The sequence below is a fragment of the Candidatus Flexicrinis affinis genome, assembly GCA_016716525.1.
Classification (GTDB): Bacteria; Chloroflexota; Anaerolineae; order Aggregatilineales; family Phototrophicaceae; genus Flexicrinis; species Flexicrinis affinis.
Map to the genome: position 1 here is coordinate 638,128 of JADJWE010000002.1, position 14,879 is coordinate 653,006.

The window sequence follows — 14,879 nt, forward strand, 5'->3', positions numbered from 1 at the left end:
GAGGTTTTCGATGCCGATGGCGAGAAACGCGAGGACCGCAAAGAACCAGAATGCGGCCGGAAGCGGCACGACTCGTGCGCGGCGCGCCGTCGCCGACGTTTCGGCCGGCGCTGTCGCCGGCGCCGGGATCGCCAACCCGGCGAACAGCATCCGGTACAGCCCGACGGCAGCCAGCGGAATGAGCGGAATGGCTTGCCAGCCCAACGGCGAGCGCGCGATCATCCCCGCCAAAATCGGCCCGGCGATCATCGGCAGGCCGGCGATGATGTTGGCCTCGGCATACGCTTGGCCGCATGTGGGCCGGCAGCGACCGATATGGCCGTTGGCGACCATGAAGACCGAGCCGATCGCACAACCGAACACGAACATCGACGCGATTCGTCACCGGCAGCGATCCGCCGAACGCCACGCCCAAAAGGCCGATCCCGACCATCACCGCCGCGACCCACACCATCCGGTCGCTGCCCACGCGCGCGACGATTCTATCCGCGACCAGGCTGACGATGATGATGCCGACCGACGAGACCGTGAAGTGATAGCTGATCTCGGTGAACGTCAGGTTCAGTTTCGCGCCGAGGAACGGCATAGTCGGCCCGATGAGTGAGATCCGGAGGCCAAAGAACGCAAGAAAATGCGTAGCTGAACCATGTTGTCGCGTCCGGACGAAGGCGGCAGCGGGTTCGTTAACCATTCAGGGACATCCTTCACGAACGCGATGGGGTCATTTCGCGACATCAAGCGGCAATCGCTATAGCCTAGCCAGACGAAGGGGCGACCGCACGGCCGCCCCCGTAAAACCTACCCCTCCTCGGTGGAGGAAGTATCACACTTTCCTCTGTGTCCTGCGCGCTTGTGTGGTTTAGCCTGCTCCCACAGCACGCGGCAGCACACGACACCCGTGCGGTTTATTCGCCGCCCGGCGTGATCTCAACATCCATCGGCTCCCACTCTTCGCCGGTGACGTCGACCATGTCATCCATCGCCAGCGACTCGAGCGCCGCCTCGACCAGATCGGTGCGGAACGCGCCTTCGCTCGGCTCTTCGCTGATGACCGAGCCGTCGATGGCGACCGCGACGGTCTGCGCCCACAGGTCTTCGTCCAGCATGCCAATGCCATCCGGCGACGGCCAGATCAGGCGGTTGATCTCGTTGAGCTGCCAGCGCATGTGGCCTTCACCGAGCGTCGGGCCGTTGTCCAGCACGATGTCGACGCACTCGTCGAAGTTGTCACGGCAGAAGATCCAGCCCTTGATCGAGGCGCGGATGAACTTGATCGCGATATCTTCGTTGCCTTCCTCGGCAAGGAACGACTCGGTGGTGAAGATGATCCTGCAGCATGGCCCGTGCCGACGTCGTTGGGCGCGCAGCGCGGCAAACAGCTCGTGCTCGTTGCCGAAGCCCCACGTGCCGACGCGCTTGCCCGCCATGTCCGCTATCGACGTAATGCCGGCGTCAACGAACGACACTTCCAATGTGCCTGAGCGCTGGAAGATCTGGGCGACGTTGACCAGATCGGCGCCAGCCTCGCGGCTCTCGAGCACCTTCGGCACCCACGCGATGCCGAATTCGGCCGCACCCGATGCGACGACCTGCTGCGGCACGATTTCAACGGCGCCTTCGAGGATCGTGACGTCGAGTCCCTTCTTCTTCATAGAAGCCCTGAGCCAACGCCGCATAATAGCCGGCGAACTGCGACTGGGCGACCCACTGCAGCTGCAGGCGAACGGGCACGAGGTCTTGCGCGCCGGCGGTACCGCCCACGAGCAAAGCAACCAACATAACAACTGCGAGCACTGCACTAAACTTACGCATAGAACTCCCCCTGGAAAGAGTTGGCCTTGCAGGAAACACGAATCGCGCCTCCTCAACGCCATAATCTATCGAATCTGGTGACAAGTGCCAAAATCTCGTGTGCACAAGAATTGCCGCGGCCCATTGTCCAATCCTGACAATCGAGGCTAAACTGAGGCGGCACACGCGCGAATAAGGGGTACGCCTTGTCGATTTCCACCCGCGATCTACTTGTCACAGGACTGGTGTCGGCGCTGTTGATCATTGTCACGCTCGCCGGCCTGAGCCTCGTGCCGGCGTCGACATGGGACGCGATGCGCCCGGCCACGTGCCTGCCGACGGCATGTTTCTGCGAAGCGCCGCTGACGACCGAGTCGATCCGTCAACCGGTCAACGCGGTGTCGTCGCTGGCGTACGTCATCCCCGGCGCGTGGATGCTGGTGACCGCCGGACAGGTCGCGGTTGGCGTGATCTTCGGCACCGGCCACCGTATCATGATGGGCCTGAGCGCAATCGTAATCGGCGTTGGGAGCGCGTTCTACCACGGCTCGCTGACGTTCGTGGGGCCAGTTTTTCGACATCCTCGGCATGTATCTGTTCGCCGCCCTGCTCCTGATCTACGCCCTGCAGCGGCTGTACCGTTGGTCGTTCACGACGACTGCGCTGATCAGTGGTCTTCAACCTCACGCTGACGATCCGTACAGATCGGCGTGCCGGACACGCGCCGGTACGTGTTCGGGATCGTGCTGGCGCTCGCGCTGCTGGCCGAGGCGGTGGTGTGGCAGGTGCTGCGGCCAACGCGGAGCTACGCATGGTTTTGGGCCGGCATCGGCGCGTTCGCCGTCGCCATGGTGATCTGGGTGCTCGATCTGACCGGCACGGTGTGCGACCCGACTTCGGTGATTCAGGGCCACGCGGTGTGGCACGTGCTTGGTGCGGTGGCGGTCTTCTGCACGTGGATGTGGCATCACAGCGAGCCAGCGCCTGCACCCTAGCGACTGTTCAGATTCTGTATACGTCTCTAAATGCAGCACAAACCTTTTTCACACCTCGCAGTGCATCAGGTCGTCGTACACTGATTGCAGTCGAACGTGGACTGAGAACGCTGTCATGGCATCGCGGCTGAACCCTGTACAAATGCTGTCCCTGATCGGGCACACTGCGCCGGCGAAGTTCGAGCTGACGTACGGCCGCGAGGCGCGGCTGGTGTTTTACGTCCGGGAGCGGCATGCAAGAGGTTGCGACTTCCGATCTGAGACTGTTGCGGACGTGCGTGAGGCCGTCCAGCATATGGGCTATCGCCAGATTGACGAGTGGCGGCGCAAAGGCGAAGGCGGCTACGTCTTCGTACGGGGATAGGTGGAAGTCGCCAGCTGTCCGGAGTCAGGTGTCAGTAACCGCGGACTAGCGTAGGTAATCGACGTCGTAGCGCAGGGTCGCGGAAGCCCACTTCGGCCATCCCCTACCCGGACATGAGGTATACTTTTCAACATACAGGCCCGAGGTCCAGCCATGTTTGAGTCCCCAGAAAAGACAATGACCCTCGACGAGTTTGTCGCGTTTGTCGAGCGTCAAGACGATGCTGTCACTTACGAACTTCACCAAGGAGAAGTCATCGAGGTGTCTCCCTCAAAGGCGAAGCAGACGTTCGTAGCGGTCTCGGGTTGCCCGCATCCTTGATGCGTTTGTAGACGAACGTGGTCTGGGGATTCGTTGCTACGACCGACGGGGTTTCAAGATCACGCCATCTGACTTCTACGTACCGGACGCCGCCTACTACTCGCGACACCGCCTGCCGCAGGTTCCTGACGACGACTTCCTTCCTGTCGCTCCGACCTCGCGGTGGAAGTCGTTTCCGATAGCGACACGTACTCTGTACATCGAAAGGCTCTGCGCTACATCGAACTGGGTGTGCGCTTGGTTTGGGTCATCTATCCCAAGGGGAAATCGGTTGACGTGTACGAACCGGCCGAGGGTGGCGGTGCAATGGTGAGAACCTATCGGTTCGATCAGTCGTTAAGCGGCGGCGATGTCCTTCCCGGATTGTCGGTACCGGTCAATTCTCTGTTTCCAACCTAGCCCGTCTCGCGCGTGCCCCCACGGGGCGAGGCGGCGTTCCGCGAACACGATTATCGAATAGAACGCGATCCCGATCAGCGACGCGATGACGATCGCCGCCCACGCGCGGTCGGTTGAAGCCGGACGCCTCCTGCGTGATGAACACGCCGAGCGTCGCGCGCGGCCCGCCGAAGAATTCCGCGACGACGGCGCCGATCATGCTCAAGGGACTGGCGACCCGAAGTGCCGAGAAAATGTACGGCACGGCGTTCGGGAATGCGCAGTGCGCGCAGGATCTTGAAGTCTCCGGCGGCGTACGAGCGCACTTCAGCTCGAGCTGACGGGGATCGATCAGCGTCAGTCCGCGCACGGTATTGATCATCGTCGGGAAGAACACGATGATCGCCACGATCGCCATTTTGGACGCCGGGTTGGTCAGGCCGAACCAGTTGTTCATGATCGGGGCAAACGCGATGATCGGCACGCTGTTGGCGGCGATGGCAAACGGCATCATCGCCTCACTCAGTACGGTCCAGCGCGCGGTCACCAGCGCGACAAGGATCCCGCTGCCACAGCCGAGGATGAACCCGCCCAGCGCCTCGTAGAACGTCGCGCCCGCCGCCTGAAACAAGATCGACCCCTGACCGGTCACGAACAGGTTGACCTCTTCGAAGAACCGGCCGCCAATCTGCGTCGGCTTGGGCAGGATGAACTGCTGGATGTTCAACACTGTGACCAGCACTTCCCACAACACCAACACTGCGACCGCCACGACGATGGTCGGCAGATAGTAGCGGAGGCGTTCAAGTGACTTCGTCATTGGAGTTTCCAGTTTTCAGACATCAGTTGTCAGTCTTTTATTGCCGCAACGTGGATAGCCAATCGTCACTCGATCGCCCTTGGAAACTGACATCTGACACCTGATCACTTCGCTATTCGTCAAAGGTGTGTGCATCACGCAGGAGCTCGCGCACTTCGGTGACCAGTTCGAAATAGCGCGGCTGCTCGCGGGTTTCAAACGTGCGCGGGTACGGCAGATCGACATCCAATACCGCCGTGATGCGGCCCGGACGCGGCGACATCACCACCACCCGGCTGCTCAAGAACACGGCTTCGGCGATGCTGTGCGTGACGAAGATGACAGTCGTCTGTGTGGCCTGCCAGATACGCAGCAGTTCGAGGTTCATGCGCTCGCGCGTGAACTCGTCCAGTGCGCCGAACGGCTCGTCCATCAACAGCAGCGCCGGCTGAAATGCCAGCGCGCGCGCGATCGCCACGCCGCTGCATGCCGCCTGAAAGCTGCCACGGGTAATGCTTCGCGAACTTGCCCAGTTCGACCAGTTCGAGCATTTCGGCGGCGCGCTCTCGCGCTCCGGTTTGTCGATGCCCATGATCTCAAGCGGAAGCTGCACGTTCTTGCCGACTGTGCGCCAGTCGTACAGGGTCGCCGCCTGAAACACCATGCCGTAGTCGCGGTCGAGGCGGGCCTGGTGCGGCGTTTTGCCGTTGATCACCAGCTCGCCACTGCTGGGCTGCAGCAGGTCGGCGATCAAGCGCAGCAGCGTCGACTTGCCGCAGCCCGACGGGCCGATCAGCGACACGAACTCGCCGCGCTTGACATCGAGCTGGATGTCTTTGAGCGCAACGACTGGATCGGCGTTCTTGACGGCGAAGATCTTGTTGACGCCTTGGGCGCGGATTACTGCGGGTGTCTCAGTCATGGCTTTACGTAGAGTGGAATAAAGCGCCGCAGGGCGACGCGTTCGACAAGGCTGACAATCACGAAGAATACGATTCCGACCGACGCGGCCATCACGATGGGCCTCGCTGTAGCTACTGCTGAAATCGAGGATCGCCCGCGCCAATCCGTCCCGGATGCTGGACGGCAGCTCGCCGATGATCGCGCCGACGACGCTGGCCGTGGCGCTGACCTTGAGCGCCGTGAAGATGTACGGCACGGCCGACGGCAGCCGCAGCTTGAGGAAGATCGTCCAGCGCGACGCGGCGTACGACCGCATCAACTCGACCTGCGTTGCCTTGGGCGACGTCAACCCGCGCAGGGTGTTGATCGTCACCGGGAAGAACGTGAGATAGGCGGCGATCACCGCCACCGACGCCGGCCCCGCCCCCAACCAGATCACGACCATCGGCGCGATGGCGAGAATCGGCACGGTCTGCGATGCGACGACGTACGGCAGCAAGCCGCGTTCCAGCAGCCGGAAGTGCGCGAACAGCGCACCAAGCACGAAGCCGAGCGTCGCGAACGCGAACCTGAGCGCGGCCTCGCTCCACGTGTAGAGCGCGTTGCCGGCCAAAATTCGCATCAGCAGCACGGGTCCGTTGCGGCGAGCCGGCTGAAAGAACGCCACGGCGATGCTCTGCAAATGCGGCAGGTTGAGGTCGTTGAAGATCTTGAGATCGAGCAGCACCCACGACCGTGGTGCATTCAAGAACTCGACAGCCGGGTCGCCGGCGATCGTGCCGACAGGCCGACCTACGAATTCCGCGGCCGCTGACGCGGTTGCGGCATCTTCGTTTCGCACTGCCACCGCTAACCGCCCCGGCATAATCGGCTTGACGGGCAAGCCGATCCGCGACTCGTCGCGGCTGAGCGTGGTCAGCACGGACACACCGTCGACACCAGCGCCTGCTTCTCCTAACGGGCCCGATTCACCGAAGACAGCGTCGAGTTCCCCGGCTTGCAGGGCCGCAAAGGCGGCATCGGGCGTATCGTACACGGTTGCGGTCCAGCCGGGGACGGCTACGGTGATCGCATAATCGTTTGCGCGTGCAAAGCCCTTGAGTGCCTCGACCCCTGCGAGCAGGACGGACAGCGCCAGCAGAAATCCGACCACGCGACCGATATGCCGCGAGGACAGGCCGACGGCCAGCACCGTCAGGAAGACCGACACGATGCTGAACGTCAGCGTGATGTCGCCGTCGATAGCTGGGATCAAGAACAGCAGCGACATGCTGTGATGCATCGACAGCATGAGCCAGATGGAACCAAAGCGCCCGGCGCGGAGAAAAACCGAACCGACGAATGCATAAAGGCTCGCAGCCCCCGCAATCAGTACGACAGGCCAGCGCATCGCGTCGACCGCCGCGGCTTCGTCCAATACCTCCTCGCCGCGCGCAGATGCCCACGACTTGGCCAGCGCACCGAAGATCGACTCCGGCGCTTCTTCCTCGCTCTGACCAGCCATCCACGCGGCCAGTTGGCCGAACGTCGACTCCGACAACAGCGGGTCGTCGCTGCCGACACGAACAAACGCTACAGCGACGTTCACCATCAGGATCACGACGACCAGCGCAAACCCGCGCGCGATGCTGCTTCGGACCGGAATCCCCGCGCGCGTGCGGATCGATGGAGACGAGAGCGCGGGGTTCTGCGCCATGTACGACCTACTTCGAGACGTCCGCGAGGGCGCGCCCCAACAGCTCCATGCCAGTCAGCATATCCTGCGGATCGATGTTCATGTGCGGCGTGATGCGGACGACATTGCCATACAGCCCGCCCTTGCCGATCAACAGGCCGTGCTTACGCGCCGCGCCGATGATCTTCAGAGTCAGTGCCGCGTCGGGCGTCTTGCTGCCATCCGGCACGACGATCTCCATGCCCGTCATGAGGCCCTTACCGCGCACTTCGCCGACAAACGGGAATTCGGACTGGAGTTCCTCTAGCTTCTGCATCAGCACTTCGCCCTGCTCGTACGTGCTGCTGCGAGGTTATGCTCGTCGATGTAGTTCAGAGTCGCCAACGCCGCCGCCATCGTGACCGGGTTGCCGCCGAAGGTCGAGAACGTCGTGCCCTTGAGCGCGTCGGCGACTTCCGGCGTGGCGATGGTCGCGCCGATCGGAGACCCGTTGGCGAGGCCCTTGGCGGCCGTCATGATGTCCGGCTCGACGCCCCAATGCTCGATGCCGAACCACTTCTGGCCGGTGCGCGTCCAGCCGGTCTGCACCTCGTCGGAGATGAACAGGCCGCCGTGCTTCTTGACGATGTCGTAAACGCGCTTGAAGTACGTCGGCGGCGGCGTGATGAACCCGCCAACGCCCTGGATCGGTTCGGCGATGAACGCGCCAGCTTGCCGCCAGTCAGCGTCGCGATCACCTCTTCGAGGTCGGCGATGCAGTAGTCGACGATCTCATCCTCGGTCATCTTCGCCGGGAAGCGGTAGGTGTACGGATTCTTGACGTGCCGGATGTACGGGTCGGTCACCCCGCCGAGGCGCCACGAGCCGTGCGCCGTCAGGCTCATCGTCGCCTGCGTGCGGCCGCTGTAGGCGTGGCGCAGCGTGATGATGTCCATGTTGCCGGTGTACATGCGGGCAAGCGAGGATCGCGGTCTCGTTGGCCTCGCTGCCGCTGTTGGTGAAGAACAGCTTCTGCAGACGGCCCGGTGCCTTCTCGGCGATGAACTCCGGCGACGTCAACCATCAACGGATTGACGTACAGCGTGCTCGTATGCTGCAAGCGGCGGAACTGCTCGATCGTGGTTCGGTGATTTCGTCGTTGCAGTGGCCAACGCTGACCGTCAACACACCGCCAAAGAGGTCGAGGTAGCGATTACCCTCGACATCCCATACATACTGGTCTTTCGCATGGTCGACGATCAGCGGATTGTCGCCGTACATCGGCGCCACTGCCGGAAAAATGTACTTATGGTAGCGATCCATCACGGAGGTTTTCTCAACAACGGCCATGGCACACCTGCTCCAGCCTTCAGTAGTCCAATTCGTGAGGGCGGAGTGTAACACACGTCCGAAGCGTGACAAAGCCGTTTGGGCCGGAGGTTGGACGGGATATACTGCACGCACCTGTAGTTCCAATCCGGAAGCGCGCTATGCCTCAACGGTCCGCCGTACGTGTTTACTTCCGTCCCCTTCGGCCGCGCCGCGCCGCCGCCTACTGCCGCTTGATTGCTGCGTGTGCGCCGGTCGACCAGATCGACCCGCGGTCGACGCTTGAAAGCCTGCCTGACCTCCGCGGCGCCCGCCTGCTGATGCAGTTCGCGCCGCCGGGCAGCATGATCGGCGCGTTTTCTCGCCGTCAGTTGGTCGGCTTCATGCGCCTGATGATGTGGCCGGAACCCGGCGGCACGATGATCTACATGACCCATGCCCGTGTTCACCCGGACCTTCGCGGCCGAGGTATCGGTACCCGTCTCATGGCGTGGGCCGAGGAGTCGGTGCGGCGCATCACGAACGAAGGTATTCCTGATAATCGCCGTCCGATTCTGGCCGCCAACGCCAGCAGCACCGAACCGGACGCGGCGCTGCTACTGGGCAATCTCGGGTTCACGCCGGCGTTCACGATGGCGCATATGCGGCTGGTCGGCCCGCTCCCGAACCGCGCATCGCCGCCGCCAGCAGGGATCAATATTCGACCGCCGGCCGCCGGCGATGCCCCCGCGCTGCACGCCGCACAGTCCGAGGCGTGGGGCAACGAATTGATTGGTGTGGCGGAGGAATCCGACGACGAGTTGATCGCCGAGATCGCCGATCAGATTGAGGCCGGCGAGACGGCCTTCTGGCGCGTGGCGCGCGATGGCAACCGAATTGCCGGCCAAGTCTGGGCGCGCATCGAGGAGGTCGACGGCGCGCATCGGTGTGATCGACGAGGTCAACACGTTGGCGGGGTATCGCCGGCGCGGTATCGCCAACGCGTTGGTGCGCGACGCGAGTGCGGCGTTTGCGGCGGCGGGCTGCGCCGAGGTGCGGCTGCATACAGACGACAGCGACCGGCTTGGAGCCAAGTCGCTGTATCAGAAGCTTGGATTTGAGACGCTCAAAACGCACACACGCTGGCAGCTTGCGCTGAGTTAGCGACGTACGCCGCTGGGCATGTCGTGCGTTGATTCCAGATTTCGCGCGTCGACTTTAGCTCGACCGGCTCCTGTCCCGGCGCACCACCAGCATCCATACGCCGATCACGATCAGCACCACCGGCCAATACCGGCCGAGGAACTCCAACGCGTTCATCGCGTCGGTCGTGCCGATCAATAAGAGCACACCGACGATGCCGGAGGACCCGCCCGGGATCACGGGCCACCAGATCGGCCGACGGTCGAACATGACGTTCATCAACATGATGCCAAAGAATGCGATCGCGAGGCCGAGTACGATGACGCCACCGGTCGCTTCTTCCGCGATGCCGGGCACTTCAACGCCAATGTAGATGCCCGCGCCCAAGCCGCAAGGATCCAGCCCGGTACGGTGAACCCGAACTTATGCGTAAATAGACCATACGCGAGGAACACCACGCCGAGCAGCGGCATAATCAGCAGCGCGACGTTCTCGCTGATTTCGACGAAGTTCAGCAGCAGAGTCAACAGCCCTGCTGCGATTAACAGGATGGCGACAAATAGGTCGTTTCGGCGGTCGTGATGCTCTTCAAGAGTCTGTTTCGGTGTCATGGCAATATCCCTCCAGATGGGGCCACTTGCCATGATCGTCCACCCGGAAAAGATTGGGGTCTAGTGCATGCTGTCACCCGAGTCGTAACCGAATGTCATACAGTCACGGTTCAGCGTGTCAACAGATGGACGACCTGTTCGCGGTAGTGAGGCGGCGTCAGCACGAGTACGCGATCGTACGGTTCGATGACGGTTGATCCGCGCGGCACCACGATCCGATCGCCACGACTGATCAACATGAGCAGCGTTTCAGGCGGCAGCTCAAGGTCAATGACTTGCCGCCCAAGCATCGAGCATGACGGCGCAACCGTCACCTCCAGCATATTGTCCTGAAACTTGCCACGGTCCAGCAGCTCGGGCAGCAGCGCCGGCGGGTCGATCGGACGAAGGTCTTGAAGCCGCAGCAGCCGTGCGACGGGCGTCACCGTTGTGCCCTGCAACAGCACCGAGACCAGTACGATGAAGAAGACGACGTTGAAAAGAGTCTCGGCGACAGGAATGCCGGCCAACAGCGGAAATGTCGCGAGGATAATCGGAACCGCGCCGCGCATGCCTACCCATGAGACATAGACGGCGACCCGCATCGGAACGCGCATCGCCAACAGCGGCACCATGACGCTGACAGGCCGCGCGATCAACATGAGGAAGACGGCGATCACCAAGCCCTGAGGGACGACCGCGACCAGCTCCGATGGAAAGACTTGCAGGCCCAGCGTGAGGAACATCACGATCTGCATCAGCCACGCGAGCCCCTCGTGAAACTGAATCAGGCTGCGTTTATGGATGAAGTCGGACTGGCGCATGATGATGCCGGCTAGGTAAACGGCCAGAAATCCACTGCCCCCAAGCACTGCCGTGATCCCATAGATCACGCCCACCAGCGCAATGGTCAGCACCGGGTACAGGCCATCGAATTCGAGCCGGATTCGGTTGATGGCCCACAGCATTAGCCTCCCCCCGCCGTAGCCGAACACGACGCCCAGCACCGCCTGCTGCACAAACAGTGGTATGAGGCCGAACGGCGAGGACACCTGCGCCGTGATCAACTGGATCATGCCGATGGTGAGGAACACGGCCATCGGGTCGTTCGATCCGGACTCGACCTCGATTAGGGATTTCACACGTGGCACGAGGCGAATGCTCTGCCCACGCAGGATCGTAAAGACGGCGGCGGCGTCGGTAGACGCGACGATCGAGCCGAGCAGAATGCCCTCCATCGGCGGAAGCCCAAATACGAGGTGCGCGCAAAGGCCGACCAGCACCGCCGAAACCACTACGCTGAACGTCGAGAGGATTCCGGCCTCGCGCCAGACAAGACGCACATCGGACCACTGTGTGTCGAGACCGCCGGAGAAAAGAATGGCGACCAACGCCGTGACGCCGATCGCCTGAGTCAGCCATGGATTGTCGAACTGCAAGCCGCCCGGCCCCTCCGAACCGAGCAGCATGCCAATCGCGATAAAGATGAGAAGCACGGGGATGCCTGCGCGCGACGCGACCTTGCTGGAAACGACGCTCACGCTCAATACGAGCGCGACGAACAGCAGGATCCATTCGATCGTTATCAACCGGGGCAGCCCCCTTCAGATCCGAGCATGTACACCAGACGCAGAAGATTAGCGCGTCTTTCTGAGAATCGGCGTAAAATAGTGTCGTCTGACACAACGCACCGGAGACTGCGCATGACTGCGACGTTAGCCGACGATGTGTATGCTTACGGCCTCAGCCGCTACCCCGTCCCGTACGACTCGCTCATGGTCGATACGCCCCTCGCGCGCACGCATGTGCTGGTCAGCGGCCCCGCCGATTCTCCTCCTCTCATCCTGATCCACGGCGCAGGCATGAACGCGCTGGCGTGGATCAATCAAGTCGAGCCGCTGAGCAGGCAGTTTCGCGTGTACGCGGTCGACCTGCCCGGACAGTCCGGCCTGAGCGATGCGGTGCGCATGCCTATGACTGGCAGCGGCGTCGCCGACTGGATGGCCGCACTGTGCGACGGCCTCGGGCTTGGCACCGTAAGCGTGTGCGGCGGATCGCTGGGTGGATGGGTGGCGCTCAAGTTCGCCAGCGCCTACCCGAACCGGGTCGACAAACTGGTACTGGTCGCGCCCGGCGGCGTGGTCAACGTCAACTGGCCCAAGTTCGTCAGCCTGTTGCCAGCCGTCGTCACGGGGAGAATGGACAGCTATCGCCGCTTCGTGCAGATGATGTCGGTGCGCGAGATCGCCGAAGACGTGCTCGACTTCCTCGTGCGCATGATTATGAGCACGCCGGTAACTAAGGCCGTGGTACCGCTGGTGCTGGGCGAGGACGTACTCCGACACGTGCGCGCGCCGATGCTGGTCGTGTTAGCTGATCATGACGAAATCTTCCCGCTGCAGCCCTTGAAAGCCCGCGCCGAGCACTGTTGGCCGGGTGCGCGCATCGTGACGATCGAAAACTGCGGGCACATGATCCCGCACGATCGGCCAGACGTGTTCCTGCGCGAGGTCACGCAGTTCCTTTGCGCGTGAACGCGAAGCCCGACGCGTGAGGGGGTTGGGCGCTAGTCCGCGTCGGTCGCCACGCGGAACCCGACTGCATAGCTGCTGTTCAAGGCGTTGAAGCCAAAGCGGTGAGACGCTCTTGCGTTGGCCGCATCGTGCCCCCATGATCCGCCGCGCATCGCCGGCCGGCCCGTCCCGGCCACCAGCATATTGGGCGGGTTCTCAAACTCGTTGGCACACCATTCGATGGTGTTGCCGGACATATTGACGACGCCAAATACGGTGTGGACCTCGCTGTACGTCGCAACGGGTACGGTACGGCCGATGCCGTTCTCGTAGGTGTTGCACTTCGCGTCGTCGAAGGCCGGCCCGAACGGGTACACCCATCCGGTATCCCCGACGGCGGCCCACTGCCACTCCCACTCGGTAGGCAGTCGAACCGGCATCCCAAGCCGCGAGGACAGCCAGCGGCAGAACGCCATCGCCTCATACCATGTCACATCGGTCCGGGGACAGTCGGCCTCCGGCCAATGTGAGGGCTGTGGCGCAGCAACGCGCTCGCGTGCGGTGCGCCAATCCGACATGCCCATTTCCAGTTGTTCCGGCGTCAGGTCCGGCGTGTCAACATCCGCCCACCAGCGCGGATCGGTATAGCCGCCATCGGCGATGAATGCGTCGAACTCCGCGTTGGTCACGGCAAGCCGGGCAATGCGAAACGGCGCAACTGAGAATTCGCCTTTTCCGTCCGCAAGCGTGACGTGTCCGGCCGGAATCGGCATCCAGTCGATATGAGTTGGCGGCGCCGCTGGGATCATGGTCGAGTTCCTTGGTTGGGCAACGTGTGACGCGCACAGTGTACTCTCACGTTGTCTCCGGGGAAAAGGTCCGTTGGCCCTGTTGGACCGTTTACACACGCCCGAGGCGGGCTATACTAGGGAAGTCCCGTTCTCTAAGCTGGAGAGTTTGCAATGGGCAAGATCGCAATTCACGGCTTTGGGCGTATCGGCCGCTCTTTGATGAAGGCTGGGCTCAAGGCGAATCTGTTCTCCCCCGTATCGGTCTCGGATATTCGTGACATCCCGACACTCGCCGCGCTGTTCGAGGTCGACTCGAACTACGGGCGCTGGCACGAGAGCGTCGAAGCGACCGACAAGGGCTTCGTCGTCGGCGGGCGCGAAGTTCTGTACTTCAACACCCAGAACGAGCTGCCCAACTGGGGCGATCTGGGCGTCGACGTGGTCGTCGACTGCACGGGCCGCGCCACCCTTCGGGCGGGCGCACAGGCCCACCTCGACAAGGGCGCCAAGAAGGTGCTCGTCAGCGCCGCCAGCAAGTCGCTCAACGACTGCGACATCGTGCTGATGGCTGGCATCAACAAGGAAGCGTACGACCCCGCCAAGCACCACATCGTCAGCATGGCGAGCTGCACGACCAACGCGCTCGCGCCGGTGGTCAAGGTGCTGCTGGAGAACTTCGGAATCAAGTCGAGCTTCTTCTCGACGGTACATGCCTACACCAACACGCAGTCGCTGACCGATCAGCCGATGAAGGACCGCCGCGATTCGTGGGCGGCGACCGAGAACATCATCCCGTCGTCGTCGGGCGCGGCCAAGGCGCTGCTGTTCATTTGGCCCGACCTGAAGATCACCGGCAAGGCCTACCGCGTGCCTACCCGCACCGGCAGCATCGCCGAGATCAACGCCGTGCTGGGCCGTGACGTCACCGTAGACGAAGTCAAGGATGCGTTTGTCAAGGCCGCCGAGACCCCGCAGCTCAAGGGCGTCATGGGCGTGCTGCACGACGAATGGGCATCGGCCCGCATCGTCGGCGACCCGCACTCGTCGATCATCGACCTGCCGCTGACCTCGGTCATCGGCGGCAATCTGGTGTCGGTCGCGGCGTGGTACGACAACGAGATGGGCTACGCGACCCGCTTGGCGGAGATCGCGGCGTACATCGCCGGGTAGCTCGTCTGAGACTTAGTTTGCAACCCGGCCCGTCGGCACACGTCGACGGGCCGGGTTTATTTACTGCGGCCGTCTGCGCCCGCATGCGCACTTGCAGTGCCCGCGCTATACTCACCGCTCAACACGGGAGCGCCGTCCCTGAACGGCGTCAAACATAAA

15 protein-coding genes and 1 pseudogene are annotated in these 14,879 nt (G+C 62.6%); 8 read left to right on the forward strand and 8 right to left on the reverse strand.

The window, feature by feature from the left end:
• Window positions 1-10: 10 nt before the first annotated feature.
• Window positions 11-604 (forward strand): hypothetical protein, encoded by a 594-nt coding sequence (locus IPM16_11935; GenBank protein MBK9123813.1) that lies wholly within the window; start codon window positions 11-13, stop codon window positions 602-604.
• Between the two features lie 301 nt (window positions 605-905).
• Here the strand turns inward: IPM16_11935 and IPM16_11940 are convergent, their stop codons facing one another.
• Complete coding sequence (locus IPM16_11940) at window positions 906-1,652, reverse strand: ABC transporter substrate-binding protein (protein MBK9123814.1); 747 nt, start codon at window positions 1,650-1,652, stop codon at window positions 906-908.
• Between the two features lie 345 nt (window positions 1,653-1,997).
• On the opposite strand from IPM16_11940, the gene IPM16_11945 reads away from it, so the two are divergent.
• The 4 genes from IPM16_11945 to IPM16_11960 all read left to right on the forward strand — a co-directional run bounded on the left by IPM16_11945 (window position 1,998) and on the right by IPM16_11960 (window position 3,870).
• Window positions 1,998-2,483 carry a hypothetical protein gene (locus IPM16_11945; protein MBK9123815.1) on the forward strand — a complete coding sequence of 162 codons (486 nt, stop codon included), beginning with the start codon at window positions 1,998-2,000 and terminating at the stop codon, window positions 2,481-2,483.
• Between the two features lie 18 nt (window positions 2,484-2,501).
• The gene (locus IPM16_11950; GenBank protein MBK9123816.1) at window positions 2,502-2,786 is read left to right on the forward strand and encodes a hypothetical protein; all 285 of its coding nucleotides are present in this window, start codon (window positions 2,502-2,504) and stop codon (window positions 2,784-2,786) included.
• Window positions 2,787-2,901: 115 nt separating this feature from the next.
• Window positions 2,902-3,150 carry a hypothetical protein gene (locus IPM16_11955; protein ID MBK9123817.1) on the forward strand — a complete coding sequence of 83 codons (249 nt, stop codon included), beginning with the start codon at window positions 2,902-2,904 and terminating at the stop codon, window positions 3,148-3,150.
• A gap of 483 nt (window positions 3,151-3,633) precedes the next feature.
• A complete protein-coding gene (locus tag IPM16_11960; GenBank protein ID MBK9123818.1) occupies window positions 3,634-3,870 on the forward strand; it encodes a Uma2 family endonuclease in 237 nt (78 codons plus the stop codon).
• On the opposite strand, the gene IPM16_11965 is transcribed toward IPM16_11960, so the two are convergent.
• The 3 genes and pseudogenes from IPM16_11965 to IPM16_11975 form a co-directional block, all read right to left on the reverse strand.
• A complete protein-coding gene (locus IPM16_11965) occupies window positions 3,848-4,669 on the reverse strand; it encodes an ABC transporter permease subunit (GenBank protein ID MBK9123819.1) in 822 nt (273 codons plus the stop codon). The genes IPM16_11960 and IPM16_11965 overlap by 23 nt on opposite strands.
• Before the next feature lie 112 nt (window positions 4,670-4,781).
• Entirely contained in the window at window positions 4,782-7,247 is a 2,466-nt protein-coding gene (locus IPM16_11970; protein MBK9123820.1) for an ATP-binding cassette domain-containing protein, read from the reverse strand.
• A 7-nt stretch (window positions 7,248-7,254) separates the two neighbouring features.
• Window positions 7,255-8,555, reverse strand: a pseudogene (locus tag IPM16_11975) (aspartate aminotransferase family protein).
• A gap of 140 nt (window positions 8,556-8,695) precedes the next feature.
• On the opposite strand from IPM16_11975, the gene IPM16_11980 reads away from it, so the two are divergent.
• Window positions 8,696-9,634: a GNAT family N-acetyltransferase gene (locus IPM16_11980; protein MBK9123821.1), complete on the forward strand. Its 939-nt coding sequence runs from the start codon at window positions 8,696-8,698 to the stop codon at window positions 9,632-9,634.
• Between the two features lie 97 nt (window positions 9,635-9,731).
• Here IPM16_11980 and IPM16_11985 read toward each other — a convergent pair whose 3' ends face one another.
• From IPM16_11985 to IPM16_11995, 3 genes are all read right to left on the reverse strand, one after another.
• A complete protein-coding gene (locus IPM16_11985; GenBank protein MBK9123822.1) occupies window positions 9,732-10,013 on the reverse strand; it encodes a hypothetical protein in 282 nt (93 codons plus the stop codon).
• Window positions 9,935-10,267, reverse strand: coding sequence for a hypothetical protein (locus IPM16_11990; GenBank protein MBK9123823.1), 333 nt, complete (start codon window positions 10,265-10,267; stop codon window positions 9,935-9,937). The genes IPM16_11985 and IPM16_11990 overlap by 79 nt, the downstream gene beginning before the upstream one ends.
• A 110-nt stretch (window positions 10,268-10,377) precedes the next feature.
• Entirely contained in the window at window positions 10,378-11,832 is a 1,455-nt protein-coding gene (locus IPM16_11995) for a potassium/proton antiporter (GenBank protein ID MBK9123824.1), read from the reverse strand.
• A gap of 117 nt (window positions 11,833-11,949) precedes the next feature.
• Here IPM16_11995 and IPM16_12000 point away from each other — a divergent pair, with 117 nt between their 5' ends.
• Window positions 11,950-12,780 carry an alpha/beta hydrolase gene (locus IPM16_12000; protein ID MBK9123825.1) on the forward strand — a complete coding sequence of 277 codons (831 nt, stop codon included), beginning with the start codon at window positions 11,950-11,952 and terminating at the stop codon, window positions 12,778-12,780.
• Window positions 12,781-12,812: 32 nt separating this feature from the next.
• Here IPM16_12000 and IPM16_12005 read toward each other — a convergent pair whose 3' ends face one another.
• A complete protein-coding gene (locus IPM16_12005; protein ID MBK9123826.1) occupies window positions 12,813-13,568 on the reverse strand; it encodes an SUMF1/EgtB/PvdO family nonheme iron enzyme in 756 nt (251 codons plus the stop codon).
• A 153-nt stretch (window positions 13,569-13,721) separates the two neighbouring features.
• Here IPM16_12005 and IPM16_12010 point away from each other — a divergent pair, with 153 nt between their 5' ends.
• Complete coding sequence (locus IPM16_12010; protein ID MBK9123827.1) at window positions 13,722-14,720, forward strand: aldehyde dehydrogenase; 999 nt, start codon at window positions 13,722-13,724, stop codon at window positions 14,718-14,720.
• Window positions 14,721-14,879: the final 159 nt, after the last annotated feature.

Coding starts and splice junctions, on each gene's coding strand:
- IPM16_11980 (MBK9123821.1), top strand. CDS start 8,696: ATGCCTCAACGGTCCGCCGTACGTGTTTACTTCCGTCCCCTTCGGCCG.
- IPM16_11935 (MBK9123813.1), top strand. CDS start 11: ATGCCGATGGCGAGAAACGCGAGGACCGCAAAGAACCAGAATGCGGCC.
- IPM16_12000 (MBK9123825.1), top strand. CDS start 11,950: ATGACTGCGACGTTAGCCGACGATGTGTATGCTTACGGCCTCAGCCGC.
- IPM16_11990 (MBK9123823.1), bottom strand. CDS start 10,267: ATGACACCGAAACAGACTCTTGAAGAGCATCACGACCGCCGAAACGAC.
- IPM16_11940 (MBK9123814.1), bottom strand. CDS start 1,652: ATGAAGAAGAAGGGACTCGACGTCACGATCCTCGAAGGCGCCGTTGAA.
- IPM16_11955 (MBK9123817.1), top strand. CDS start 2,902: ATGGCATCGCGGCTGAACCCTGTACAAATGCTGTCCCTGATCGGGCAC.
- IPM16_12005 (MBK9123826.1), bottom strand. CDS start 13,568: ATGATCCCAGCGGCGCCGCCAACTCATATCGACTGGATGCCGATTCCG.
- IPM16_12010 (MBK9123827.1), top strand. CDS start 13,722: ATGGGCAAGATCGCAATTCACGGCTTTGGGCGTATCGGCCGCTCTTTG.
- IPM16_11965 (MBK9123819.1), bottom strand. CDS start 4,669: ATGACGAAGTCACTTGAACGCCTCCGCTACTATCTGCCGACCATCGTC.
- IPM16_11970 (MBK9123820.1), bottom strand. CDS start 7,247: ATGGCGCAGAACCCCGCGCTCTCGTCTCCATCGATCCGCACGCGCGCG.